The sequence below is a fragment of the Streptomyces sp. NPDC004065 genome (assembly GCF_044903565.1).
GTDB lineage: Bacteria > Actinomycetota > Actinomycetes > Streptomycetales > Streptomycetaceae > Streptomyces.
Map to the genome: position 1 here is coordinate 77,943 of NZ_JBJDQT010000010.1, position 21,892 is coordinate 99,834.

Genomic DNA, 21,892 nt, shown 5'->3' on the forward strand with positions numbered 1-21,892 from the left:
CGCGACGGACCGGCAGCACCGAGTGTGTGGGGGACCTCGCGGGCGCCGCCTCACCCGCTGGGGGTGAGCGGGCCGTCCGCGGCGTGCGGGCGGCGCCGGCCCGGCCCGGGGGGTGCGGCACGGCGCGCGGAGTACTGATGGCCCGTCACGGCGCCGAGGTGGATCACCACACCGACCGCCACCAGCCAGGACAGGATGACCATGACGACGCCCACCGGGCCGTACTTCTGGTCGTTGGCCACGATCGTGGCGGAGAAGAAGCGGGCCGAGAACAGTCCGAGGCCCGTCCAGCAGACACCGGTGGCCAGCGCCGCGGGCAGCAGGGAGCGCCAGCCGACCGAGCCCCTGAGCAGCAGGCGCATCGTGCCCCACCAGAAGAGCGCCGCCAGGACGAAGGCGGACAGGCCGCGCAGGGCGAACGAGGGGAGTGCCGCGCCGGCCCCGGCCTGTGCCGCGGCGTATCCGACCAGGGCCGCCAGCCACGCGAGCCGGGCCGCGACGTCCCGCCACCACCGGGCGGGCACGTCGAAGAGCAGCTGGTACCAGCACTGCAGGGTGCCGGCCACCGCGACCGCCCCCGCGACCAGCAGCAGTGCGCTGGTCAGGGTGAGGGTGACCGAGGCCGAGCCGGGCTTGAAGAGAGCGGCCAGCGCCTGCGCCGCCTGCTCGTTCAGGCCCAGCCATCCGGCCATGACGGCCGCTGTGTCCTCACCCATCGCCCCCGTGACCAGGATCAGGAACGGGAAGAAGCACAGGAAGGCGAGCGCCGCGAGCTGGAAGGAGTGCCCGAAGAAGTCCGCCGCGTCCAGCCGTGCCCACAGCCGCCCCGCCCAGCTCGCCGACAGGCGCCCGGCCGCCGCCCGCCATGCGTCCAGTCCTCTCCGGCAGGCGTCCGGGCCCGTCCGGTGCGCGGCCTTCCACGGGGGTCCGCCGCGCGCTGCTCCGCCCTTGCGCATACAGGCAGTCAACAGCGCCGGACGGGCGGTGTCGCGCCGGGGAGGGGGAGGGGCTGGACGGGTGAGGGGCGGGGCGGGTGAGGGCCGGACGGACAATGACGGGTGAGGGCGGGACCGGTGACGTCGGGTGAGGGGCGGGACGTAGGAGGGGGCGGGGCCGGTCGGTCAGCCGACTCGGTGGCCGTCCTCCAGTTCCGCCGTGCCGGTGCCCTCGGCCAGGACGTCGAGGGCGGCCAGGACGCGACGGCCCAGCGCGCCGGGCAGGTGGGCGGTGAGCTCGGCGGGCGCGACCAGCCGCCAGGACAGCAGCTCCTCCTCCTGCAGCCGGATCGCCTTCAGGTCGTCGTCGGTCAGCACGCCGCCGTCGTACAGGTACGCCACCAGCGGCGGACGGCCCGAGCCGCGCACCCAGTCCACCGCGAGCAGCCGGCCCGGCTCACGGTCCAGACCGATCTCCTCCAGCGTCTCGCGGCGCGCACCGCCGCGCGGGGTCTCGCCGTCGTCGGACTCGATCGTGCCGCCCGGGAGCGCCCAGCCGTCGCGGTAGTTCGGCTCCACGAGCAGGACCCTGCCCTCCGCGTCGCGGAACAGCGCGGCGGCACCGGACAGGACGCGGGGCAGCCCCGCGATAGAAGTCGGAAGTGGTCATCCAGGAAGCGTAGCCAGTCGCAGGGTCCGTTCCGCCAGCTCGCTGATGCGGACGCCGTCGAAGCCGAAGACGGCGCTGCGCACCGTGTCCTCCAGCGGTTCCTTCCACTGGGCCGGGATCGCCTCGGCGCCGTTGAGGACGCCCGCCACCGATCCGGCCGTCGCACCGTTGGAGTCGGTGTCCAGGCCGCCGCGCACGGTCAGCGCGATCGTGCGGGTGAAGTCGCCGTCGCCGTACAGCAGACCCGCGGTGAGGACGGCGGCGTTCGGGACCGTGTGGATCCAGCCCAGGCCCGCGGTCTCCGCCGCCGTCGTGGCCAGCGTGTCCTCCCACGGCATGCCGGTCTCGTACAGGGACATCACCCGGCGCACGGTACGGGCCAGCCGGCTGCTGGCCGGGATCACCGCGAGCGCGCACTCCAGCGCGTCCCGGACGGGTGGCGCCCCGAACGCCGCCGCGATCAGCGCGGCCGCCCACATCGCCCCGTACACGCCGTTGCCGGTGTGCGACAGCACCGCGTCCCGGCGGGCGAGGGCCGCGGCGCGGCGCGGGTCGCCCGGACTGGTCCAGCCGTAGATGTCGGCGCGGATCAGGGCGCCGATCCACTCCTGGTACGGATTGTCGTACGTGGCCGTCAGCGGCGGTCTGAGACCGGAGGCGAGATTGCGGTACGCCGCCCGCTCGGCGGTGAACGTCTGCAGATACGGCAGGCGCAGCAGCCACAGGTCGCCGACCTGCTCGGTGCTGAAGCCGAAGCCGTGCGTCTCCAGCAGGTCCAGCCCGAGGATCGCGTAGTCCACGTCGTCGTCCCGGCAGCTGCCGTGGATACGTCCGCGGACGCAGCTGCGCCACTCCGGGCGTAGGGCGGGGAGGTCGTCGTGGCCGTCGCCGGTCGTGTCTTCGTTGTCGCCGTCGCCGTCGCCGTTCGGGTGGGCGGTCAGCGGTTCGGGGAGGTAGTCGGTGAGGGGGAGGGCGCCGGCCCGGCGCAGATAGCGGTCGATACGGTCGCGCGTCCACACCTCGCCCTGCTCCACCGGCTTGCCGAGCATGTTGCCCGCGATCCGGCCGAGCCAGCCGCCGAGGATGCGGTCGGCGAGCGCGGGGTCGGGGTGCGCGGGGGCGGCGCGTACGGGGTCGGCGCGTACGGGGTCGGAGTGCGCGGGGGTGCCGGCTCGGGTCATGTGACCGGTCTACCCGTATTCGGAGGCGGGCGCTCCTCGCCCGCCTCCGGTTCGCCGCGGGTGCGGGCCGGGGCCGTGCGCGGTCTGGAGGCGCGTGGCGGCGGGGGGCGGTGGTCGGGGGTGCCGGGGCGGCCTGGAGGCGCGTGGCGGCGGGGGGCGGTGGTCGGGGGTGCCGGGGCGGTCAGGAGGGGCGTGGAGGTCAGGGGCCGTCGGGAGGTGCGTGGCGGCGGGGGCGGTGGGCGGTTAGGGTCGCAGCGGCGTGGCCGGCCCCGGCGTGCGCGGGGCCTGGGAGACGAGGGGACGGGCGAGTGGCGGAGGCTGCGGGGCAGGGCGCCGGGAGGGTGCTGATCGCCGCGGACAAGTTCAAGGGCTCGCTGACGGCCGTGCAGGTCGCCGAGCGGGTCACGGCCGGGCTCCGCCGGGTCGTACCGGACCTCGAGGTGGAGGCACTGCCCGTCGCCGACGGCGGGGACGGCACCGTGGACGCGGCGGTCGCCGCCGGGTTCGGCCGCCGGGAGGTACGGGTCTCCGGCCCGCTGGGCGACGAGGTGACGGCCGCGTTCGCGCTGCGCGGGGGCACGGCGGTCGTGGAGATGGCCCAGGCGAGCGGTCTGCAGCGGCTGCCCGCGGGCGTGTTCGCGCCGCTCACCGCGTCGACGTACGGCTCAGGGGAACTGCTGCGGGCCGCGCTGGACGCCGGGGCGCGGACCGTGGTCCTCGGCGTCGGCGGGAGCGCGACCACGGACGGCGGCGCGGGGATGCTCACCGCGCTCGGGGCGCGGTTCCTGACGGCGGACGGCCGGCCGGTCGCCCGCGGTGGCGGGAGCCTGGCGGAGCTGGCGCGGGCGGATCTGTCCGGGCTCGACCCGCGGCTCGCCGCGGTGGACCTCGTACTCGCCGGCGACGTGGACAATCCGCTGACCGGGCCCACGGGCGCGGCGGCGGTCTACGGCCCGCAGAAGGGCGCCTCGCCGGACGACGTCGCGGCCCTGGACGCGGCGCTCGGGCACTTCGCCGAGGTGCTCCGGGGTGCGGTGGGGGCGCGTGCGGCGGAGTACGCGCGGTCGCCCGGGGCGGGCGCGGCGGGCGGCGTGGGGTACGCGGCGCTGCTGCTCGGGGCGCGGTTCCGCCCCGGGATCGAGGTCATGCTGGAGGTGCTCGGGTTCGCGCGGGCGCTGGAGCGGGCCTCGTTGGTGATCACGGGTGAGGGTTCGCTGGACGAGCAGACGCTGCACGGGAAGGCGCCCGCAGGGGTCGCGGCGGCGGCGCGGGCGGCCGGCAAGGACGTCGTCGCGGTGTGCGGGCGGCTGGGGCTGGCGCCGGAGCGGGTCGCCGCGGCGGGGTTCGTGAGGGTGTACGCCCTCACGGAGGTGGAGCCGGACGTGGGGAAGTGTGTCGCGGAGGCGGGGAGGCTGTTGGAGGTGGTGGGGGAGCGGGTGGGGCGGGAGTGTGTGCGGTGAGGGGGCTGTCCCCCGGGGCTCCGCCCCGGGACCCCGGCAGGGGGCTGCGCCCCGGGACCCCGGCAGGGGGCTGCGCCCCCCGCACCCCCTCTGCCCCATCCGGCCCGCCCGACTCGGTGGGGTGAGGGGTTGCCGTCACGGGGCTCCGCCCCGGACCCCACGCGGGGCTGCGCCCCTGCACCCCGGGCGGGGGTCCGCCCCGGACCCCACGCGGGGCTCCGCCCCTGCACCCCCCTTTGCCCCATCCGGCCCGCCCGACTCGCTGGGCTGAGACGGCACCGTCACGGGGCTGCGCCCCGGACCCCATGCGGGGCTGCGCCCCTGCACCCCGGGCGGGGGCTGCGCCCCCTGCACGAAGAGTCGGCCCCCGAGTCCGCCGGAAAGCCGGTCGAAGAGCCTGCCCCCGGAGTCCCCGACCGGGAGGCCCCGAGGGATCGGTGAGGCGGCGCACCGGAGCGCCGCACGGCAGCGCCTCACGGCAGCGGCGCGCGGCGCACCCCTGCGCCGGAGCGGCGCCATGCGCCGGAAGGGCCCCGGACCTGTCGACTGACGACGGTCCGGGGCCCTTCCGGTGTTGTGGCCCTTCCGGCGGTACTGCGGTGGTACCGCCGGCACGGCGTGGACGCTACGGCAGCTGTGCCGCCCGCGCCTCGCGCCGGTTGCCGCGGAAGTTGTTCACCCGGCGGGCCGTGGCGAACAGCGGGATGACCGCGCCCATGACCAGCTGCAGCGCGCAGCCGGTCTGCAGCAGCAGCTGGCCGCTCGGGGCGTCGAAGGCCCACGCGGCCAGCAGGCCCATGGACAGGACGATCCACGAGAGCATCGCCACGGCGAGACGGCCGCGCGGCTTGGGGTACTCCACCCGGCTCACCATCAGCCAGGCCGTGCCGAGGATCGCCAGCAGCGTCGCCACGAAGGGCAGCTCCAGCAGCACGATGGAGACCACCGTCAGCGCGCCGAAGGGGCTGGGCATGCCCTGGAACATGCCGTCCTTCATCGTCACGCAGGAGAACCGGGCGAGTCTGAGCACCACCGCCAGCAGCACCACGATCGCGCCGAGCGCGGCCACCCGCTGGTGGGCGTCGTCGGCGACCATGCCGTAGACGAGGACGAAGTACGCGGGCGCCAGGCCGAAGCTGATCAGGTCGGAGAGGTTGTCCAGCTCCGCGCCCATGGGGGAGCTGCGCAGCTTCCTCGCCACCAGGCCGTCGAACAGGTCGAAGACGGCGGCGCACAGCATCAGGATGACCGCCGTGGCGGCGCTGTGCCGGGCCATGCCCGACTCCTGGCTGCCGGTGAGGTGCGGGATCAGGATGCCGGTGGTGGTGAAGTACACCGCCATGAAGCCGCACGTGGCGTTGCCCAGGGTGAGGGTGTCCGCTATCGACAGGCGCAGCGAGAGGGGCATCTCCTCCTCGTCGTCCGCGTCGTCGGCCTCGGGCACCCAGCCGGCCTGGGTCTCGGGATCAATCACGGTCAATGCGAGTCACCCCTGCCACGGTCTTCTGGCCGACCTCGACCGCCACGTCCACGCCCTCCGGCAGGTAGATGTCGACGCGCGAGCCGAAACGGATCAGGCCGATCCGGTCGCCCTGCTCGACCTTCGTGCCCGACGGGACGTAGGGGACGATGCGGCGGGCGACCGCGCCGGCGATCTGGATCATCTCGATGTCGCCCAGCTCGGTGTCGAAGTGCCAGACGACCCGCTCGTTGTTCTCGCTCTCCTTGTTGAACGCCGGCACGAACCCGCCCGGGATGTGCTCGACCGACGTCACCGTGCCGGCCAGCGGGGCGCGGTTGACGTGGACGTTCAGCGGGCTCATGAAGATCGCGACGCGGGTACGGCCGTCCTTCCACGGCATGATGCTCTGCACCACTCCGTCGGCGGGCGAGATGACCCGGCCCTGGGCGATCTCGCGCTCGGGGTCGCGGAAGAACCACAGCATCCCCGCGGCGAGCGCGGTGGCGGGGACGGCGACGGCCCTGGCGGCACCCGAGCGGCGGGCGCGGAGCAGGCTGACGGCTGCGGTGGCGACGGTCGGCAGAAGCCACGGCGATGCTCCGCGCGCGAGGCGTACGCCGGCGAGGCTGTCGCGAGGTGCAGAGGTTTGGCTGTGGGGCATGGATGACCTTCGTAGCGGATGATGCCGCGCTTTCGACGGGGGACGGCGGCTTTCCGCGATCGTAGCGGTTAAGGGCCGCAACTGGGTAAGCCGAGCTGCCGAGTCGGCGGCGGAAGACCGCTGACGGGGTGTGATCTTCTTCTCGAAGAAAACACCCCGTAGCCGGACATTCAGCCCTGGAACCGGTACTCCTCGAGCAGCCGGCGGCCGATGATCATTTTCTGGATCTCGGCGGTGCCTTCACCGATGAGCAGCATCGGGGCCTCCCGGTAGAGGCGCTCGATCTCGTACTCCTTGGAGAAACCGTAGCCGCCGTGGATGCGGAAGGCGTCCTCCACGACCTCCTTGCAGTACTCCGAGGCCAGGTACTTCGCCATCCCGGCCTCCAGGTCGTTGCGCTGCCCGGAGTCCTTCTTGCGGGCAGCGTTCACCATCATGGCATGCGCGGCCTCGACCTTGGTGGCCATCTCCGCCAGCTTGAACTGGATGGCCTGGTGCTGCGCGATCGGCTTGCCGAAGGTGCTGCGCTGCTGGGCGTACTGGACGCCCAGCTCGAAGGCACGCTGTGCGACGCCGCAGCCACGGGCCGCCACGTTCACCCGGCCGACCTCGACGCCGTCCATCATTTGGTAAAAACCCCGGCCGGTGACGCCGCCGAGCACCCGATCGGCCGGTACGCGCAGCCCGTCCATGATCAGTTCGGTGGTGTCGACACCCTTGTAGCCCATCTTGTCGATCTTGCCCGGAATGGTCAGGCCGGGGCGGACCTCGCCGAACCCGGGCTCCTTCTCCACCAGGAAGGTCGTCATCGACTTGTGCGGGGCGGTGCCCTCGGGGTGACCCTCGTCACTGCGCACCAGGACGGCGACGAGCGAGGAGGTGCCGCCGTTGGTCAGCCACATCTTCTGGCCGTTGAGGACGTACTCGTCGCCGTCCTTCACCGCCTTGGAGGTGATGGCGGACACGTCCGAGCCCAGGCCCGGCTCGGACATCGAGAACGCGCCCCGGATGTCGCCGGCCGCCATACGGGGCAGGAAGTGGTCCTTCTGCTCCTGCGTGCCGTGCTGCTTGAGCATGTACGCCACGATGAAGTGGGTGTTGATGATGCCGGACACCGACATCCAGCCGCGGGCGATCTCCTCCACGCACAGCGCGTAGGTCAGGAGCGACTCGCCCAGACCCCCGTACTCCTCGGGGATCATCAGGCCGAACAGGCCGAGTTCCTTCAGGCCGTCGACGATCTGCTGCGGGTACTCGTCGCGGTGCTCCAGCTCGGTGGCGACCGGGATGATCTCCTTGTCCACGAAGTCGCGGACGGTGGAGAGGATCTCCTGCTGGACGTCGGTCAGACCGGCGGTCTGGGCGAGACGGGCCATGGCTCTACTTCTCCTGCTGCTTCAGCTCCGGGCGGCCCGGCTGCTCGCCGCCGCGCTCCTTGATGTACGTCTCGGTCGGCACCATCACCTTGCGGCGGAAGACGCACACCAGGGTGCCGTCCTGCTTGTAGCCCCGGGTCTCGACGTGGACGATGCCGCGGTCGTTCTTCGACTTCGACGGCCACTTGTCCAGGACCGTGGTCTCGCCGTAGATCGTGTCGCCGTGGAAGGTGGGCGCCACGTGCCTGAGCGACTCGATCTCCAGGTTGGCGATCGCCTTGCCGGACACGTCCGGCACGGACATGCCGAGCAGGAGGGAGTAGATGTAGTTGCCCACGACGACGTTCTTGCCGAAGTCCGTCGTCTTCTCCGCATAGTTCGTGTCCATGTGGAGCGGGTGGTGGTTCATGGTGAGGAGACAGAAGAGGTGGTCGTCGTACTCCGTGACCGTCTTGCCCGGCCAGTGCTTGTACGTCGCCCCGACCTCGAACTCCTCGTAGGTGCGTCCGAACTGCATGCCGCTCAGGCCTCCGGGATCTCGAACTTGCTGGTGCGCTGCATGCCGGCGGCACGCCCCTTGCCCGCGATGACCAGCGCCATCTTGCGGCTGGCCTCGTCGATCATCTCGTCGCCGAGCATCGCCGAGCCCTTCTTGCCGCCCGCCTCGGACGTGTAGTAGTCGTACGCGTCCAGGATCAGCTCGGCGTGGTCGTAGTCCTCCTGGGAGGGCGAGAAGACCTCGTTGGCGGCGTCGACCTGGCCGGGGTGCAGCACCCACTTGCCGTCGAAGCCGAGCGCGGCGGCGCGGCCGGCCACCTCGCGGAAGCCGTCGACGTTGCGGATCTGCAGGTAGGGGCCGTCGATCGCCTGGAGGTTGTTGGCGCGGGCGGCCATCAGGATCTTCATCAGGATGTAGTGGTAGGCGTCCGCCGGGTAGCCGGGCGGCTGCTCGCCCACGACCAGCGACTTCATGTTGATCGACGCCATGAAGTCGGCCGGGCCGAAGATGATGGTCTCGATGCGCGGGGAGGCCTGCGCGATCTCATTGACGTTGTTCAGGCCCTGCGCGTTCTCGATCTGCGCCTCGATGCCGATGCGGCCGACCTCGAAGCCCATCGTCTTCTCGATCTGGGTCAGCAGCAGGTCCAGCGCGACGACCTGCTGGGCGCTCTGCACCTTGGGCAGCATGATGCAGTCCAGGTTCGGGCCGGCGCCCTCGACCACCGTCACGACGTCGCGGTACGTCCACTCCGTCGTCCAGTCGTTCACGCGCACGACCCTGGTCTTGCCCGTCCAGTCGCCCTCGTTGAGGAACTTGACGATGGTGTGCCGCGCCTCGGGCTTGGCCAGGGGCGCGCACGCGTCCTCCAGGTCCAGGAACACCTGGTCGGCCGGCAGGCCCTGCGCCTTCTCCAGGAAGCGGGGGTTCGAGCCCGGGACGGCCAGGCAGGAGCGCCGCGGGCGCAGTCGGTTGACCTGGGGAGCAGGGCTGGTCATGCGGGGACCTCCAGGGGGTCGAGCTTGTTCGCTTTCCGGATCTCGTCGACGATGCGGCCGATGATCCCGGTGATGTCGAAGTCCTTCGGGGTGAACACCGCGGCCACTCCGGCGGCCCTGAGATCCTCGGCGTCACCATTCGGGATGATGCCACCGGCGATCACCGGTATATCTGTGGCACCGGCCACACGCAGCCGCTCCAGCACGTCGGGCACCAGCTGGGCGTGCGAGCCGGAGAGGATGGACAGGCCCACCGCGTGCACGTCCTCGGCGAGGGCCGCGTCCACGATCTGCTCCGGGGTGAGCCGGATGCCCTGGTAGACCACCTCGAACCCGGCGTCGCGGGCCCGTACGGCGATCTGCTCGGCGCCGTTGGAGTGGCCGTCCAGGCCGGGCTTGCCGACCAGGAAGCGCAGCTTGCCGACGCCGAGGTCGCGGGCGGTCAGTTCCACCTTCCGGCGGACGTCGGCCAGCGCGGTGCCCTCCGCCGCGGCCACCGCGACGGGCGCGGAGGACACGCCGGTGGGGGCGCGGAACTCGCCGAACACCTCGCGCAGCGCGCCGGCCCACTCGCCGGTGGTGACACCCGCGCGGGCGCACTCCAGGGTGGCCTCCATCAGGTTCTCGGAGCCCTTGGCCGCCTCCTTCAGCCGCTCCAGCGCCTTGCAGGGGCGCGGGTGGTTGAAGGGCGGCTGGTAGCGGGTGTCCCGCCAGTGCCGCAGGGACTCGATCACCCGGGCCTCGACCGCCGGGTCGACGGTCTGGATGGCGGTGTCCAGGTCGGCGGTGAGCGGGTTGGGCTCGGTGCTCTCGAAGATGTTGACGCCGACGATCTTCTCCTGGCCCGACTCGATCCGGGCCCGGCGCTCGGCGTGCGAGGCGACCAGCTGGGACTTGAGGTACCCGGACTCGACGGCGGCCATCGCGCCGCCCAGCTCCTGGATGTGGTCGATCTCGGCGAGCACCGCCTCGACCAGTTCGTCCACCTTCGCCTCGATCACCTTCGAGCCCTCGAAGATGTCGTCGTACTCCAGCAGGTCCGACTCGTAGGCCAGCACCTGCTGGATGCGCAGCGACCACTGCTGGTCCCACGGGCGGGGCAGGCCGAGCGCCTCGTTCCAGGCCGGCAGCTGCACGGCGCGGGCGCGGGCGTCCTTGGACAGGGTCACGGCCAGCATCTCGAGCACGATCCGCTGGACGTTGTTCTCCGGCTGCGCCTCGGTGAGGCCGAGGGAGTTGACCTGGACGCCGTAGCGGAAGCGGCGGTGCTTGGGGTTCTCGATGCCGTACCGCTCGCGGGTGATCCGGTCCCAGATGCGGCCGAACGCGCGCATCTTGCACATCTCCTCGATGAAGCGGACGCCCGCGTTCACGAAGAAGGAGATACGGCCGACCACGTCGCCCATGCGCTCCTGCGGCACCTGGCCGGAGTCGCGCACGGCGTCGAGCACGGCGATCGCGGTGGACATCGCGTACGCGATCTCCTGCACCGGCGTGGCCCCGGCCTCCTGCAGGTGGTAGCTGCAGATGTTGATCGGGTTCCACTTCGGGATGTGGGAGACCGTGTACGCGATCATGTCCGTCGTCAGGCGGAGCGAGGGCCCCGGCGGGAAGACGTGCGTCCCGCGCGAGAGGTACTCCTTGACGATGTCGTTCTGGGTCGTGCCCTGGAGCTTGGTGATGTCCGCGCCCTGCTCCTCGGCGACGACCTGGTAGAGCGCCAGCAGCCACATGGCCGTGGCGTTGATCGTCATCGAGGTGTTCATCTGTTCCAGGGGGATGTCCTGGAACAGCCGGCGCATGTCACCGAGGTGCGCGACCGGTACGCCGACCCGGCCGACCTCGCCGCGGGCGAGCACGTGGTCGGAGTCGTAGCCGGTCTGCGTCGGCAGGTCGAACGCGACCGACAGGCCGGTCTGGCCCTTGGCGAGGTTGCGCCGGTACAGCTCGTTGGACGCCTCGGCCGTGGAGTGACCGGCGTAGGTCCGCATGAGCCACGGCCGGTCCTTCTCCCGCCTGCCTTCGGCGGGCTGACGCTCTGTCATCTGTGACCTCCGCCGCCTCAGACGTTCCGGAAGCGGTTGATCGCGTCAATGTGCTTGGCGCGCATCTCCTCGTCGCGCACGCCCAGGCCCTCCTCGGGGGCCATGCACAGCACGCCGACCTTGCCCTGGTGCAGGTTGCGGTGCACGTCGTACGCCGCCTGGCCGGTGTCCTCCAGGGAGTACACCTTGGACAGCGTCGGGTGGATCTTCCCCTTGGCGATGAGGCGGTTGGCCTCCCAGGCCTCGCGGTAGTTGGCGAAGTGGGAGCCGATGATCCGCTTCAGGGACATCCACAGGTAGCGGTTGTCGTACTCGTGGTTGTAGCCCGAGGTGGAGGCGCAGGTGACGATGGTGCCGCCCTTGCGGGTGACGTACACGCTCGCGCCGAAGGTCTCGCGGCCGGGGTGCTCGAAGACGATGTCGACGTCCTCGCCGCCGGTGAGCTCGCGGATGCGCTTGCCGAAGCGCTTCCACTCCTTGGGGTCCTGGGTGTGCTCGTCCTTCCAGAACCGGTAGCCCTCGGCGTTGCGGTCGATGATCGCCTCGGCGCCCATGGAGCGGCAGATCTGCGCCTTCTGGTCGCTGGAGACGACGCAGATCGGGTTGGCGCCGCCGGCCAGGGCGAACTGGGTGGCGTACGAACCGAGGCCGCCGCTGGCGCCCCAGATGAGCACGTTGTCGCCCTGCTTCATGCCGGCGCCGTTGCGGGAGACCAGCTGGCGGTAGGCGGTGGAGTTGACCAGGCCGGGGGCGGCGGCCTCCTCCCAGCTGAGGTGGCCCGGCTTGGGCATGAGCTGGTTGGACTTGACCAGGGCGATCTCGGCGAGGCCGCCGAAGTTGGTCTCGAAGCCCCAGATGCGCTGCTCGGGGTCGAGCATCGTGTCGTTGTGGCCGTCGGAGGACTCCAGCTCCACGGACAGGCAGTGCGCGACGACCTCGTCGCCGGGCTGCCAGGCGTTGACGCCGGGACCGGTGCGCAGGACGACGCCCGCGAGGTCGGAGCCGATGATGTGGTACGGCAGGTCGTGGCGCTTGGCCAGCTCGCTGGTGCGACCGTAGCGCTCCAGGAAGCCGAAGGTGGACAGCGGCTCGAAGATCGAGGTCCACACGGAGTTGTAGTTGACCGAGGAGGCCATGACGGCCACCAGGGCCTCGCCGGGGCCCAGCTCGGGCAGCGGCACCTCGTCGAGGTGGATCGACTTGCGCGGGTCCTTGTCGCGGGTCTCCAGGCCCGCGAACATCTCCGTCTCGTCCTTGTGCACGGTGATCGCGCGGTACGACTCGGGGAGCGGCAGGGCGGCGAAGTCGGCGGACGTGGAGTCCGCGGACTGGATCGCGTCCAGGATGTCCTTCACGGTCACGGTGTTGCCTCCGGCGATGAGCACCCTGAGGGAGGGGTGCTGAGGGTTACGTCGGTGCTGCTGAGGGTGGGTGAGGGGGTGCCGTCGGTTCGGCGGGTGGAGCTTCGGCAGCGCTTTGTGGCGCAGGAGGTGCCTGTGACGCAGGCGTCCGGGCGGGCAACGAGGTTGCTGGGACAGCCGACGTGCGCTTGGTCTCTGCACGCCGGCCGCCCGGACCTCTTCAACGTATGACACCGCGTGTCAGCTGACAAGGCACTGAGTGCCATGAATTTCGCTCAGGCGAAATCTTTACGTAACAAATGAGCGATGATCGATCGAATGCCAGGCGAGAGCCGTGCGAAAAGCACCGCTGACATGGCAAAACGGCCACCCTTGGGGGTGGCCGTTCTCACATGCGGGCGGGGGCGCGGGAGCGGAGCCCCTGGGGGCGCGGGGGGCGTAGCCCTCGCCGGGGTCCGTGGCGGAGCCCAGCGAGTCGGTTGGGTCGGATGGGGCAGAGGGGGTGCGGGGGGGCGCGGCCCCCGCCGGGGTCCGGGGCGGCCCGCGCGGGGTGCGGGGGCGGATCTCCGCGTGGGGTCCGGGGCGGAGCCCCCGTGGCGGTGCGGTCTTGGCCCAGCGAGTCGGGGCGGGCCGGATGGGGCAGAGGGGGTGCGGGGGGCGCGGCCCCCGCCGGGGGTGCGGGGCGGCCCGCCCGGGGTGCGGGGGCGGAGCCCCCGTGGCGGTGCCGTCTTGGCCCAGCGAGTCGGGCGGGTCGGATGGGGCAGAGGGGTGCGGGGGGCGCGGCCCCCGCCGGGGTCCGGGGCGGAGCCCCGTGGCGGCAACTTCTCTGCCCACCGAGTCGGGCGGGCCGGATGGGGCAGAGGGGGTGCGGGGGGCGCGGCCCCCGCCGGGGGTCCGGGGCGGCCCGCCCGGGGTGCGGGGGCGGAGCCCCCGTGGCGGTGCCGTCTTGGCCCAGCGAGTCGGGCGGGTCGGATGGGGCAGAGGGGGTGCAGGGGGCGCAGCCCCCGCCGGGGTCCGGGGCGGAGCCCCGTGGCGGCAACTTCTCTGCCCACCGAGTCGGGCGGGCCGGATGGGGCAGAGGGGGGTGCGGGGGGCGGAGCCCCCTGCCGGGGTCCCGGGGCGGAGCCCCGGGGGACGGTGCCGCCTCACCCCAGCGAGTCGGGCGGGCGGGTGGGCAAAGGGAGCCGAGGAGGGCCCCCTCACCGCACCTTCAGCGCCTCCTCGATCGTCCGCATGACCTCCTCCAGCGGAGCGTCCGTGCGGGCCACCGCAACCAGCACCTCCCCCTCCCGGGAGACCGCCGCGGCACCGTCCTGGCGCGGCACGTCCCGCGCGGCCGACGCGGTCGCCTCGGCCGCCTCGGCCGGCGCACTCCGCCCGGCCCCGATGCCGCTACCGAACGTCTTGCGCACGATCGCGAACGCGTGGTCCAGCTGGGCCTCCACGTCCCCCTGCCCGTCCGCCCGCAGCCAGCGCCGCAGCACGTGGTTGTGCGCGGTCACCACGGCGGAGGCGGCGACCTCGGCGAGCAGCGGGTCGTCGTTGGCGTCGTCCGCGTGCGCCCGCTCGTCGAAGTGGCCCAGCAGATAGCGGGTGAACAGCCGCTCGTAGCGGGCCACCGAGGCGATCTCCGCCTCCCGCAGGGTGGGCACCTCGCGGGTCAGCTTGTAGCGGGCGACCGAGATCTCGGGCCGCGCCGCGTACATCTTCATGACCTCCTTGATGCCGCGGCACACCGTGTCGAGCGGATGCTCGTGCGCGGGGGCGGCCTTCAGCACCGCCTCGGCGCGGACCAGGGTGTCGTCGTGGTCGGGGAAGATCGCCTCTTCCTTGGAGCGGAAGTGGCGGAAGAAGGTGCGGCGGGCGACCCCGGCCGCCGCGGCGATCTCGTCGACCGTGGTCGCCTCGTAGCCCTTGGTGGCGAACAGCTCCATCGCGGCGGCCGCGAGCTCCCGGCGCATCTTGAGCCGCTGGGCGGCGGCGCGCGATCCCGCGGCGCTCTCCGGCGCGTCGGGCGTGGCTGGTGTACGTGAGGACCTGGCGGGCTGGGACATGACCCGAACGTACTGCATCCGCGCAGCTTGGTGCGCCTGTCCCCGCTTTCCCCGGTGCCCGGCGGGAGCGGGGCCGGCCGCCGGGTCCAGCAGCCCGCCCCACTCCCGCCCCGCCGCGAACCAGTCGCCGGGCCGGTCGCCGCCCCGGTCAGCGCCGGGCATATTCGCGGAAGCCGCGGCCGGTCTTGCGGCCGAGGCAGCCCGCGGCCACCAGGTGCTCCAGAAGCGGTGCCGGGGCCAGCCCCGGGTCGCGGAACTCGCGGTGCAGCACCTTCTCGATGGCCAGCGACACGTCCAGGCCCACCACGTCGAGCAGTTCGAAGGGGCCCATCGGGTAGCCGCCGCCGAGCTTCATCGCGGCGTCGATGTCGTCGAGCGAGGCGTAGTGCTCCTGCACCATCTTGATCGCGTTGTTGAGGTAGGGGAACAGCAGCGCGTTGACGATGAACCCGGCGCGGTCGCCGCAGTCCACGGCGTGCTTGCGGATCTTCCCGCAGACCTCGCGGACCGTGGCGTGGACGTCGTCACCGGTCAGCACGGTGCGCACCACCTCGACGAGCTTCATCGCCGGGGCCGGGTTGAAGAAGTGCATGCCGATGACGTCCTGCGGGCGCGAGGTGGCCCTGGCGCAGGCCACCACGGGCAGCGAGGAGGTCGTGGTGGCCAGCACCGCGCCCGGCTTGCAGACCTTGTCCAGGGTCGCGAACAGCTGCTGCTTGACGGCCAGGTCCTCGGCGACGGCCTCCAGGGCGAGGTCCACGTCGGCGAAGTCGTCGTAGCTGCCGGTCGCCGTGATCCGGTCCAGGGTCTGCGCCGCGGCCTCGGCGGTCATCCGGCCCTTGTCGACGGAGCGCGAGAGCGACTTGCCGATACGGGCCTTGGCGGCCTGCGCCTTCTCCTCGCTGCGTGCGGCGAGGACGACCTCGTAACCGGCCTTGGCGAAGACCTCGGCGATGCCGGAGGCCATGGTGCCCGAGCCCGCCACACCGACCGAGCGGACGGGACGGCCGGGGGTGAGGGTGTCGCCGTCCAGCGGGGTCAGGGCGTCACGCACCACGGTGCCGCTGCCCGGGGCCTCGTAGGTGTAGAAGCCGCGGCCGGCCTTGCGGCCGGTCAGACCGGCCTCGCTGAGCTGCTTGAGGATCGGGGCGGGCGCGTGCAGCCGGTCCCGGGACTCGGCGTACATCGCCTCCAGCACAGTGCGCGCGGTGTCGACGCCGATCAGGTCCAGCAGCGCCAGCGGGCCCATCGGCAGGCCGCAGCCCAGCCGCATCGCGGCGTCGATGTCCTCGCGGGAGGCGTACTTCGCCTCGTACATCGCGGCGGCCTGGTTGAGGTAGCCGAACAGCAGGCCGTCGGCGACGAAGCCGGGCCGGTCGCCGACCGCGACGGGCTCCTTGCCGAGTTCCAGGGCGAGGTCGGTGACGGCGGAGACCGCGTGCGGCGCGGTGAGCACCGAGGAGACGACCTCGACCAGCTTCATGGCCGGCGCCGGGTTGAAGAAGTGCAGGCCGAGCACGCGCTCGGGGTGGGCCGAGTCGGCGGCCAGACGGGTCACGGACAGCGCGTTGGTGCCCGTGGCCAGGATGGTCTCCGGCCGCACCACGGCGTCCAGTTCGCGGAAGATCTGCTGCTTGACCTCGTACGACTCCGGCGCGACCTCGATCACGAGGTCGGCGTCGGCCGCGGCGGCCAGGTCGGTGGAGGTGCGCACCCGGGCCAGCAGGTCCGTGCGCTCCTGCTCGGTCAGCCGGCCGCGGTCGACGGAACGGGCGGTGGAGGTCTCCAGGGCGGCGACGGACCTGGCCGCCGCGGCCTCGCTGATGTCGATGCCGACGACCTCGCGGCCGGCGCGGGCGAGCACCTCGGTGATGCCGGTGCCCATGGTGCCCAGGCCGACGACGGCGATCGTCTTCAGCGGGGACAGGGAGGTGTCGGAGAGGGGAGTGGCCATCGCGGGACTCCAGGAATGAGGGTGACGACTGGGAGCGCCGCCCGGTGCGCCGGAGGGCGCACCGGGTGCGGAAGAGGGATGCGGGTGTTGCCGGGCTGCGAGCGCACACGCCCGGTGCTTCTCGCCGCGGGGCGCGCACACGCCCGTCGAGCGGCGGGATGCCGACCGGCCCTGTCCCGGAGCCGGGTCGTACTGCGGTACCTACGGGCACCGAACCGACAACACTCGCAGTGGCTGCGTCACCAGGCCACTGCAAGTCAGTGCGAGTGGGTAACTCGCTCGTCTGAGCTTAACCGGTGGGTAACGAGCGCGCCACCCCCTAGAGTTTGTGATGTACGTCCCGCGCGGAGGGCGGCGCCCCTACGCTGGCCTTCGTGGACGAAGAGTTGCGATCGCTCACGGAGCGCTTACGGCAGGAGTCGGGCGGCACGGTGGTGTTCGGCCACCTCGCGGTGACAGAGGACCTGGACGAACTGGCCGGCATCCTCACCGCGCCCGGGCAGCCGCTGTGGGCCAGGGAGCTGGCCGCGTTCCGGCTGGGACTGGCCGGCGACCGGCGGGCCTTCGAGTCGCTGGTCCTGCTGCTCAACCACCGCGACCCGCAGCGCTGCGTCGGTGCCGCCCACGCCCTGGCCCGCCTCGGCGACCCGCGCACGGCCCGCGCCGCGGCGGCGCTCGCCACCAACGAGCTGCGCGTCGCCTACGCGCTGCACCCGGTGCGGCTCCTCGTGGAACTGCGCGCCCCCGAGTCCGTGCCCGCCCTGATCACCACCCTGCGGCGCCGGCTGAAGCCGCACGACCCCTACCGCCGGGTCGCCCTCGCCTGTGTGGAGGGCCTCGGCGACCTCGCCGACCCCCGGGCCCGCCCGGTGCTCAACGAGGCGCTCGCCCATCCCGCGCTCGCCGAGGCCGCGGTGCGCGCGCTGGCGCGCATCCCGCGCCAGAGGTGAGCGGGGACGAGCCTCAGGCCGGCGGGTCCATGGCGGGCGGCCGGCCGGTGAAGGGCGGCGGGTCCATCGCGGGCGGCGGGTCCATGGCGGGCGGCGGGTCCGGAAAGGCGGACCCGTCCCGCAGATCTCTGACGTACCGCAGCTCCGGTACGGCGACCCCGTGCGCCTCGAACGGCTCCTCGGCGCCGTCCGCGCGGAACCCCGCCCGCTCGTAGAAGCGCCGCGCGCGGGCGTTGCCCTCGAGCACCCAGAGGAACACGCGCTCGTGTCCGGCGGCCGTGCACCGCCGTACCGTATCCGCCAGCAGCGCGCGCCCGACACCGCCGCCCTGGCGTCCGGGGTCCACGTAGAGGGCGTACAACTCGGCGTCCTCGGTGCGCAGTTCGCCGTCGCGGTACGGTCCGTGGCACGCCCATCCGGTCAGCCGGCCGTCCTCCTCGGCGACGAGGTTCACCACCGTGCCGTCGCGGTCGGCCAGGCGCGCGCGGTGCCGCTCGGCGTCCTGCTCCACGCTGAGCGCGTCCAGGTACGACTGCGGTATCAGCCCCCGGTAGGCGCCGCGCCAGCCGCCGACCCGCAGGGCGGCGACCGCCGCGCAGTCGTCCAGGGTCATCTCCCGCACCACGGCGGTCGGTTCACTCATGCGTCCATGGTGGACCACGGGCGGTTGCGTCGGGCCGGCCCCCCCACGGGCCGTCATGGACGCCGCACGGGCCGCCGGACTCACGCCCGGCGGCCCGCTCGCGGAGCGCGGCGAGTCAGCCGCGGAATCCGACCAGATCGTGCAGCGTCACCCCGTGCGGGGCGGCGGAGGCGGAGGCGGAGGCGCCGGCGAGCGCCTTTCCGCTCTTGGCGCTCTGCGGCTTGGGGTCGGCCAGCTTCTCGCAGACCGCGTTGGCGACGCCGACGTGCCCGCGCGGCACCTTGCCGTTGGTGAGGTACGCCGACAGGTGGTCGTCCAGGCAGGCGTTGCCGCTCAGTGTGATGCCGTGGTTGCCGCCGCCCCGCTCGACCACCAGGCTGGAGTCGCGCAGCAGCCGGTGCACGGTGACACCGCCCTGGTAGGGCGTGGCCGCGTCATCGGTCGCCTGGAACAGCAGCACCGGGGGCAGCTTGCTGTTGGCGATGTTCAGCGGCCGCTGCGAGGAGGTCGGCCAGAACGCGCACGGCGCGTTGTACCAGGCGTTGTTCCACGCCATGAACGGCGCCTTGGCGTACACCGACCAGTTGTCCTTGCGCCACTGCCGCCAGTCGCGCGGCCAGGAGGCGTCCCGGCACTGCACGGCGGTGTAGATGCTGTAGCCGTTGTCGCCGGAGGGGTCGACGGCCGCGAAGCTGTTGTAGGCGTCGACCAGGGGCGCGCTGTTCTTGCCGTTGACGTACGCCGAGAACGCCTCGGCGAGGAAGGGCCAGTAGCCGTTGTAGTAGCCGCCCGGGATGAAGGTGTCCTCGAGCTCGGAGGCGCCGACCTTGCCGCCCGCGGGCTTCTTGGCCAGCGCGGCCCGCATCGCGTACCACTTGGCGCGCACCTTGGCCGGGTCGGTGCCCAGCCTGTAGGCCGAGTCGTACTTGGCGACCCACGCCGAGAAGGCCTTGAAGCGTTTGTCGAAGGCGTAGTCCTGCTGGATGTTGTCGTCGTACCAGACGCCGGTCGGGTCGACGATGGAGTCCAGGACCAGGCGGCGGACGTGCTCGGGGAAGAGCTTGGCGTAGACCGCGCCGAGGTAGGTTCCGTAGGAGTAACCGAAGTAATTGATCTTCTTCGCGCCCAGCGCCCGCCGGATCGAGTCCATGTCCGTGGCGGCGTTGACCGTGTTGATGTGCGGCAGCAGGCTCTTGTACTTCTTGCCGCAGGCGGCCGCGAAGGCCTTGGCGCGCGCCAGGTTGGCCTTCTCGATCGCGGGCGTGCTCGGCACGGAGTCGGGCCGCACCGGCTTGAAGTAGCCCGGCTTGCAGTCGAGGGCGGGGGTGCTCCGGCCCACCCCGCGCGGGTCGAAGCCGATGACGTCGTACTGGGCGGCGACCTTCTTGGGCAGCGAGGAGGCGACGAAGCCGGCCAGCGAGAGCCCGCTGCCGCCGGGGCCGCCGGGGTTGACCAGCAGGGGTCCCTGGTACGTCTTCGCGGTGTGCGGCACCCGGGACAGGGCCAGCGTGATCTTCTTGCCGGTGGGATGTCTGTAGTCCAGCGGCACCTTGACGGACCCGCACTGGAGCGTGGGGTTCGCCGTGGTGCCGCACTTCTTCCAGGTCACCTTGGCCACTTGGGCGGTGACCGCGGTGCCGGCGGAGTGTGCCGGGCTCGCGTCGGCGGGAACGGCCGTGAGCGAACCGGCGACGACGACGGCCGTACCGCACAGCACGGCAGCGCTTCTTCTCATGAGTCCTCCCAGGACGGGGAGAGGCTGCGGACCGCGGGTCTCGCGATCCTCGCCGCATCGTCCCGGAAAGCACCCCCGGAAGAACGCGTTCCGACAATTCTTGACCCAATTGGGCCGCGTGATGCGCTCGAATGATCTCAGATGAGCGAGAGTTGGACAGGTTCGGACACTCCGGGGCCGGTCGCCGTGGGCGGGACCGGCTCGGGCGGCCGGATGCGCCGCGGCATCCCCGCACGTGCGGGCCCGATGCCGTACTCCTGGGCCAGCTCGTGCACCTGACGGGTGATCCGGCGCTGGTACCACTTCGGGGCGTAGGCGCCCTCGGCGTACAGCCGCTCGTAACGGCCCACGAGGTGCGGGTGGTGCGCGCCGAGCCAGGCCATGAACCACTCGCGCGCGCCGGGCCGCAGATGCAGCACCAGCGGGGTGACCGAGGTGGCCCCGGCCCGGGCGATCGCCCGTACGGTCGCCCGCAGTTGGGCGGGCTGGTCGCTCAGGAAGGGGATCACCGGCGCCATCAGCACCCCGCAGCCCAGGCCGTGCTCGCCGAGGGTGCGCACGACGTCCAGCCGGCGTTCGGGCGAGGGCGTGCCCGGCTCCACGGTGCGCCACAGCGCGGGGTCGGTGAAGCCCACGGAGACGGAGAGGCCGACGTCGGTGACCTCCGCCGCCTGGGTCAGCAGCTCCAGGTCGCGCAGGATGAGCGTGCCCTTGGTCAGGATCGAGAAGGGGTTGGCGCGGTCGCGCAGGGCGGTCAGGATGCCCGGCATCAGGCGGTAGCGGCCCTCGGCGCGCTGGTAGCAGTCGACGTTCGTGCCCATCGCTATGTGCTCACCCCGCCACCGGCGCGAGGCCAGCTGGCGGCGCAGCAGCTCCGGCGCGTTCACCTTGACCACGATCTGGCTGTCGAAGCCGAGGCCCGTGTCGAGGTCGAGATAGCTGTGCGTCTTGCGGGCGAAGCAGTAGACGCACGCGTGCGTGCAGCCCCGGTAGGGGTTGACCGTCCACTCGAAGGGCATGCGCGAGGCGCCCGGCACCCGGTTGATGATCGAGCGGGCCCGGATCTCGTGGAACGTGATCCCGCGGAACTCGGGCGTGTCGAAGGTACGGGTGGTCACGGCGTCCGCGCCGAACAGCGCGGCGTCGGCCCGGCCGTGTTCCGCGTCCCCGGAGCCGCCCGGGTCCGCGGAGCCGCCCGGGTCCGCGGTGAGGTTCTCCCAGCGCATGAGGCCTCCTCGGTAGCACTGACCCACAGAATAGAACACTTGTTCCCTTGATCGTGCGGATGACCGTACCGGACCCCATCCCGATCGCCCGGCGTGCCGGGACCGATCACTTGCCACACCCGATTTGGGCGGCCGGGCGGCGGGGTGGTTGGCTTGCCCCAACCCCGAGATCGGATGTCCTGGAGGAACGGATGGCGCAGGTCGAGGCCACAACGGAGCGGGTCGTCGCGGCGGACGCGGAGAAGGTGTTCGACGCCCTCGCCGACTACAGCGGCACCCGCGAGAGGCTGCTGCCCGAGCACTTCAGCGAGTACGAGGTGCGCGAGGGCGGCGACGGCGAGGGCACCCTCGTCCACTGGAAGCTCCAGGCCACCAGCAAGCGGATCCGCGACTGCCTCATGGAGGTGACCGAGCCCACCGACGGCGAGCTGGTCGAGAAGGACCGCAACTCCTCCATGGTCACCACCTGGCGGGTGACCCCGGCCGGCGAGGGCGCCTCCCGGGTCGTGGTCACCACCACCTGGAAGGGCGCCGGCGGCATCGGCGGCTTCTTCGAGCGCACCTTCGCCCCCAAGGGCCTCGCCCGGATCTACGACGCGATGCTCGCCAAGCTCGCCGCCGAGGTCGCGAAGTAGGCCCGCCCGCCGGACCCGGCGGGCAACTCCGCGGTGGACGCGCGCCG

Annotated in this window: 18 protein-coding genes; 3 read left to right on the forward strand and 15 right to left on the reverse strand. The window is 72.4% G+C overall.

Translation table 11 applies throughout. The features are described from left to right. Positions 1 to 50: 50 nt before the first annotated feature. The 3 genes from ACI2LW_RS13780 to ACI2LW_RS13790 form a co-directional block, all read right to left on the reverse strand. Positions 51 to 956, reverse strand: coding sequence for a ribonuclease BN (locus ACI2LW_RS13780; protein ID WP_404731380.1), 906 nt, complete (start codon positions 954 to 956; stop codon positions 51 to 53). Positions 957 to 1,121: 165 nt separating this feature from the next. Next, positions 1,122 to 1,586 (reverse strand): NUDIX domain-containing protein, encoded by a 465-nt coding sequence (locus ACI2LW_RS13785; protein ID WP_404731474.1) that lies wholly within the window; start codon positions 1,584 to 1,586, stop codon positions 1,122 to 1,124. Between the two features lie 15 nt (positions 1,587 to 1,601). Next, positions 1,602 to 2,786, reverse strand: a complete 1,185-nt coding sequence (locus ACI2LW_RS13790) for an ADP-ribosylglycohydrolase family protein (protein WP_404731381.1) — start codon at positions 2,784 to 2,786, stop codon at positions 1,602 to 1,604. A 341-nt stretch (positions 2,787 to 3,127) separates the two neighbouring features. Between ACI2LW_RS13790 and ACI2LW_RS13795 the strand changes: the two genes are divergently transcribed. Next, positions 3,128 to 4,246, forward strand: a complete 1,119-nt coding sequence (locus ACI2LW_RS13795) for a glycerate kinase (protein WP_404731475.1) — start codon at positions 3,128 to 3,130, stop codon at positions 4,244 to 4,246. A gap of 625 nt (positions 4,247 to 4,871) precedes the next feature. On the opposite strand, the gene pssA is transcribed toward ACI2LW_RS13795, so the two are convergent. The 9 genes from pssA to ACI2LW_RS13840 form a co-directional block, all read right to left on the reverse strand. Further along, positions 4,872 to 5,690 carry a CDP-diacylglycerol--serine O-phosphatidyltransferase gene (gene pssA, locus ACI2LW_RS13800; protein WP_404731476.1) on the reverse strand — a complete coding sequence of 273 codons (819 nt, stop codon included), beginning with the start codon at positions 5,688 to 5,690 and terminating at the stop codon, positions 4,872 to 4,874. A 22-nt stretch (positions 5,691 to 5,712) separates the two neighbouring features. Then, positions 5,713 to 6,369: a phosphatidylserine decarboxylase gene (locus tag ACI2LW_RS13805; RefSeq protein WP_404731382.1), complete on the reverse strand. Its 657-nt coding sequence runs from the start codon at positions 6,367 to 6,369 to the stop codon at positions 5,713 to 5,715. Between the two features lie 170 nt (positions 6,370 to 6,539). Further along, on the reverse strand, positions 6,540 to 7,745 hold the full coding sequence (locus ACI2LW_RS13810; protein WP_404731383.1) for an acyl-CoA dehydrogenase family protein: 1,206 nt from the start codon (positions 7,743 to 7,745) through the stop codon (positions 6,540 to 6,542). Positions 7,746 to 7,749: 4 nt separating this feature from the next. After that, positions 7,750 to 8,262, reverse strand: coding sequence for a MaoC family dehydratase (locus ACI2LW_RS13815; protein WP_404731384.1), 513 nt, complete (start codon positions 8,260 to 8,262; stop codon positions 7,750 to 7,752). A 5-nt stretch (positions 8,263 to 8,267) separates the two neighbouring features. Beyond that, complete coding sequence (locus ACI2LW_RS13820) at positions 8,268 to 9,242, reverse strand: HpcH/HpaI aldolase/citrate lyase family protein (RefSeq protein ID WP_404731385.1); 975 nt, start codon at positions 9,240 to 9,242, stop codon at positions 8,268 to 8,270. Beyond that, a complete protein-coding gene (locus ACI2LW_RS13825) occupies positions 9,239 to 11,287 on the reverse strand; it encodes a protein meaA (RefSeq protein WP_404731386.1) in 2,049 nt (682 codons plus the stop codon). The genes ACI2LW_RS13820 and ACI2LW_RS13825 overlap by 4 nt, the downstream gene beginning before the upstream one ends. A gap of 17 nt (positions 11,288 to 11,304) precedes the next feature. Next, positions 11,305 to 12,642, reverse strand: a complete 1,338-nt coding sequence (ccrA, locus tag ACI2LW_RS13830; RefSeq protein WP_404731477.1) for a crotonyl-CoA carboxylase/reductase — start codon at positions 12,640 to 12,642, stop codon at positions 11,305 to 11,307. A 1,205-nt stretch (positions 12,643 to 13,847) separates the two neighbouring features. After that, positions 13,848 to 14,702, reverse strand: a complete 855-nt coding sequence (locus ACI2LW_RS13835; RefSeq protein WP_404731387.1) for a TetR family transcriptional regulator — start codon at positions 14,700 to 14,702, stop codon at positions 13,848 to 13,850. Positions 14,703 to 14,850: 148 nt separating this feature from the next. Beyond that, complete coding sequence (locus ACI2LW_RS13840; RefSeq protein ID WP_404731388.1) at positions 14,851 to 16,656, reverse strand: 3-hydroxyacyl-CoA dehydrogenase family protein; 1,806 nt, start codon at positions 16,654 to 16,656, stop codon at positions 14,851 to 14,853. A gap of 374 nt (positions 16,657 to 17,030) precedes the next feature. Here ACI2LW_RS13840 and ACI2LW_RS13845 point away from each other — a divergent pair, with 374 nt between their 5' ends. After that, positions 17,031 to 17,606 carry an adenylosuccinate lyase gene (locus ACI2LW_RS13845; RefSeq protein ID WP_404731389.1) on the forward strand — a complete coding sequence of 192 codons (576 nt, stop codon included), beginning with the start codon at positions 17,031 to 17,033 and terminating at the stop codon, positions 17,604 to 17,606. A gap of 13 nt (positions 17,607 to 17,619) precedes the next feature. On the opposite strand, the gene ACI2LW_RS13850 is transcribed toward ACI2LW_RS13845, so the two are convergent. From ACI2LW_RS13850 to ACI2LW_RS13860, 3 genes are all read right to left on the reverse strand, one after another. Next, complete coding sequence (locus tag ACI2LW_RS13850) at positions 17,620 to 18,249, reverse strand: GNAT family N-acetyltransferase (protein WP_404731390.1); 630 nt, start codon at positions 18,247 to 18,249, stop codon at positions 17,620 to 17,622. A gap of 115 nt (positions 18,250 to 18,364) precedes the next feature. Next, complete coding sequence (locus ACI2LW_RS13855; RefSeq protein ID WP_404731391.1) at positions 18,365 to 19,984, reverse strand: alpha/beta hydrolase; 1,620 nt, start codon at positions 19,982 to 19,984, stop codon at positions 18,365 to 18,367. A gap of 137 nt (positions 19,985 to 20,121) precedes the next feature. Next, positions 20,122 to 21,210 carry an Rv2578c family radical SAM protein gene (locus tag ACI2LW_RS13860; protein WP_404731392.1) on the reverse strand — a complete coding sequence of 363 codons (1,089 nt, stop codon included), beginning with the start codon at positions 21,208 to 21,210 and terminating at the stop codon, positions 20,122 to 20,124. 191 nt (positions 21,211 to 21,401) lie between these two features. On the opposite strand from ACI2LW_RS13860, the gene ACI2LW_RS13865 reads away from it, so the two are divergent. After that, the gene (locus ACI2LW_RS13865; protein WP_404731393.1) at positions 21,402 to 21,845 is read left to right on the forward strand and encodes an SRPBCC family protein; all 444 of its coding nucleotides are present in this window, start codon (positions 21,402 to 21,404) and stop codon (positions 21,843 to 21,845) included. Positions 21,846 to 21,892 lie beyond the last annotated feature (47 nt).

What these genes read in the sequence shown, in the direction of transcription:
- ACI2LW_RS13780 (WP_404731380.1), bottom strand. Translation starts at nt 956, where the DNA reads ATGCGCAAGGGCGGAGCAGCGCGCGGCGGACCCCCGTGGAAGGCCGCG.
- ACI2LW_RS13790 (WP_404731381.1), bottom strand. Translation starts at nt 2,786, where the DNA reads ATGACCCGAGCCGGCACCCCCGCGCACTCCGACCCCGTACGCGCCGAC.
- ACI2LW_RS13805 (WP_404731382.1), bottom strand. Translation starts at nt 6,369, where the DNA reads ATGCCCCACAGCCAAACCTCTGCACCTCGCGACAGCCTCGCCGGCGTA.
- ACI2LW_RS13810 (WP_404731383.1), bottom strand. Translation starts at nt 7,745, where the DNA reads ATGGCCCGTCTCGCCCAGACCGCCGGTCTGACCGACGTCCAGCAGGAG.
- ACI2LW_RS13815 (WP_404731384.1), bottom strand. Translation starts at nt 8,262, where the DNA reads ATGCAGTTCGGACGCACCTACGAGGAGTTCGAGGTCGGGGCGACGTAC.
- ACI2LW_RS13820 (WP_404731385.1), bottom strand. Translation starts at nt 9,242, where the DNA reads ATGACCAGCCCTGCTCCCCAGGTCAACCGACTGCGCCCGCGGCGCTCC.
- ACI2LW_RS13825 (WP_404731386.1), bottom strand. Translation starts at nt 11,287, where the DNA reads ATGACAGAGCGTCAGCCCGCCGAAGGCAGGCGGGAGAAGGACCGGCCG.
- ACI2LW_RS13835 (WP_404731387.1), bottom strand. Translation starts at nt 14,702, where the DNA reads ATGTCCCAGCCCGCCAGGTCCTCACGTACACCAGCCACGCCCGACGCG.
- ACI2LW_RS13840 (WP_404731388.1), bottom strand. Translation starts at nt 16,656, where the DNA reads ATGGCCACTCCCCTCTCCGACACCTCCCTGTCCCCGCTGAAGACGATC.
- ACI2LW_RS13850 (WP_404731390.1), bottom strand. Translation starts at nt 18,249, where the DNA reads ATGAGTGAACCGACCGCCGTGGTGCGGGAGATGACCCTGGACGACTGC.
- ACI2LW_RS13855 (WP_404731391.1), bottom strand. Translation starts at nt 19,984, where the DNA reads ATGAGAAGAAGCGCTGCCGTGCTGTGCGGTACGGCCGTCGTCGTCGCC.
- ACI2LW_RS13860 (WP_404731392.1), bottom strand. Translation starts at nt 21,210, where the DNA reads ATGCGCTGGGAGAACCTCACCGCGGACCCGGGCGGCTCCGCGGACCCG.
- ACI2LW_RS13865 (WP_404731393.1), top strand. Translation starts at nt 21,402, where the DNA reads ATGGCGCAGGTCGAGGCCACAACGGAGCGGGTCGTCGCGGCGGACGCG.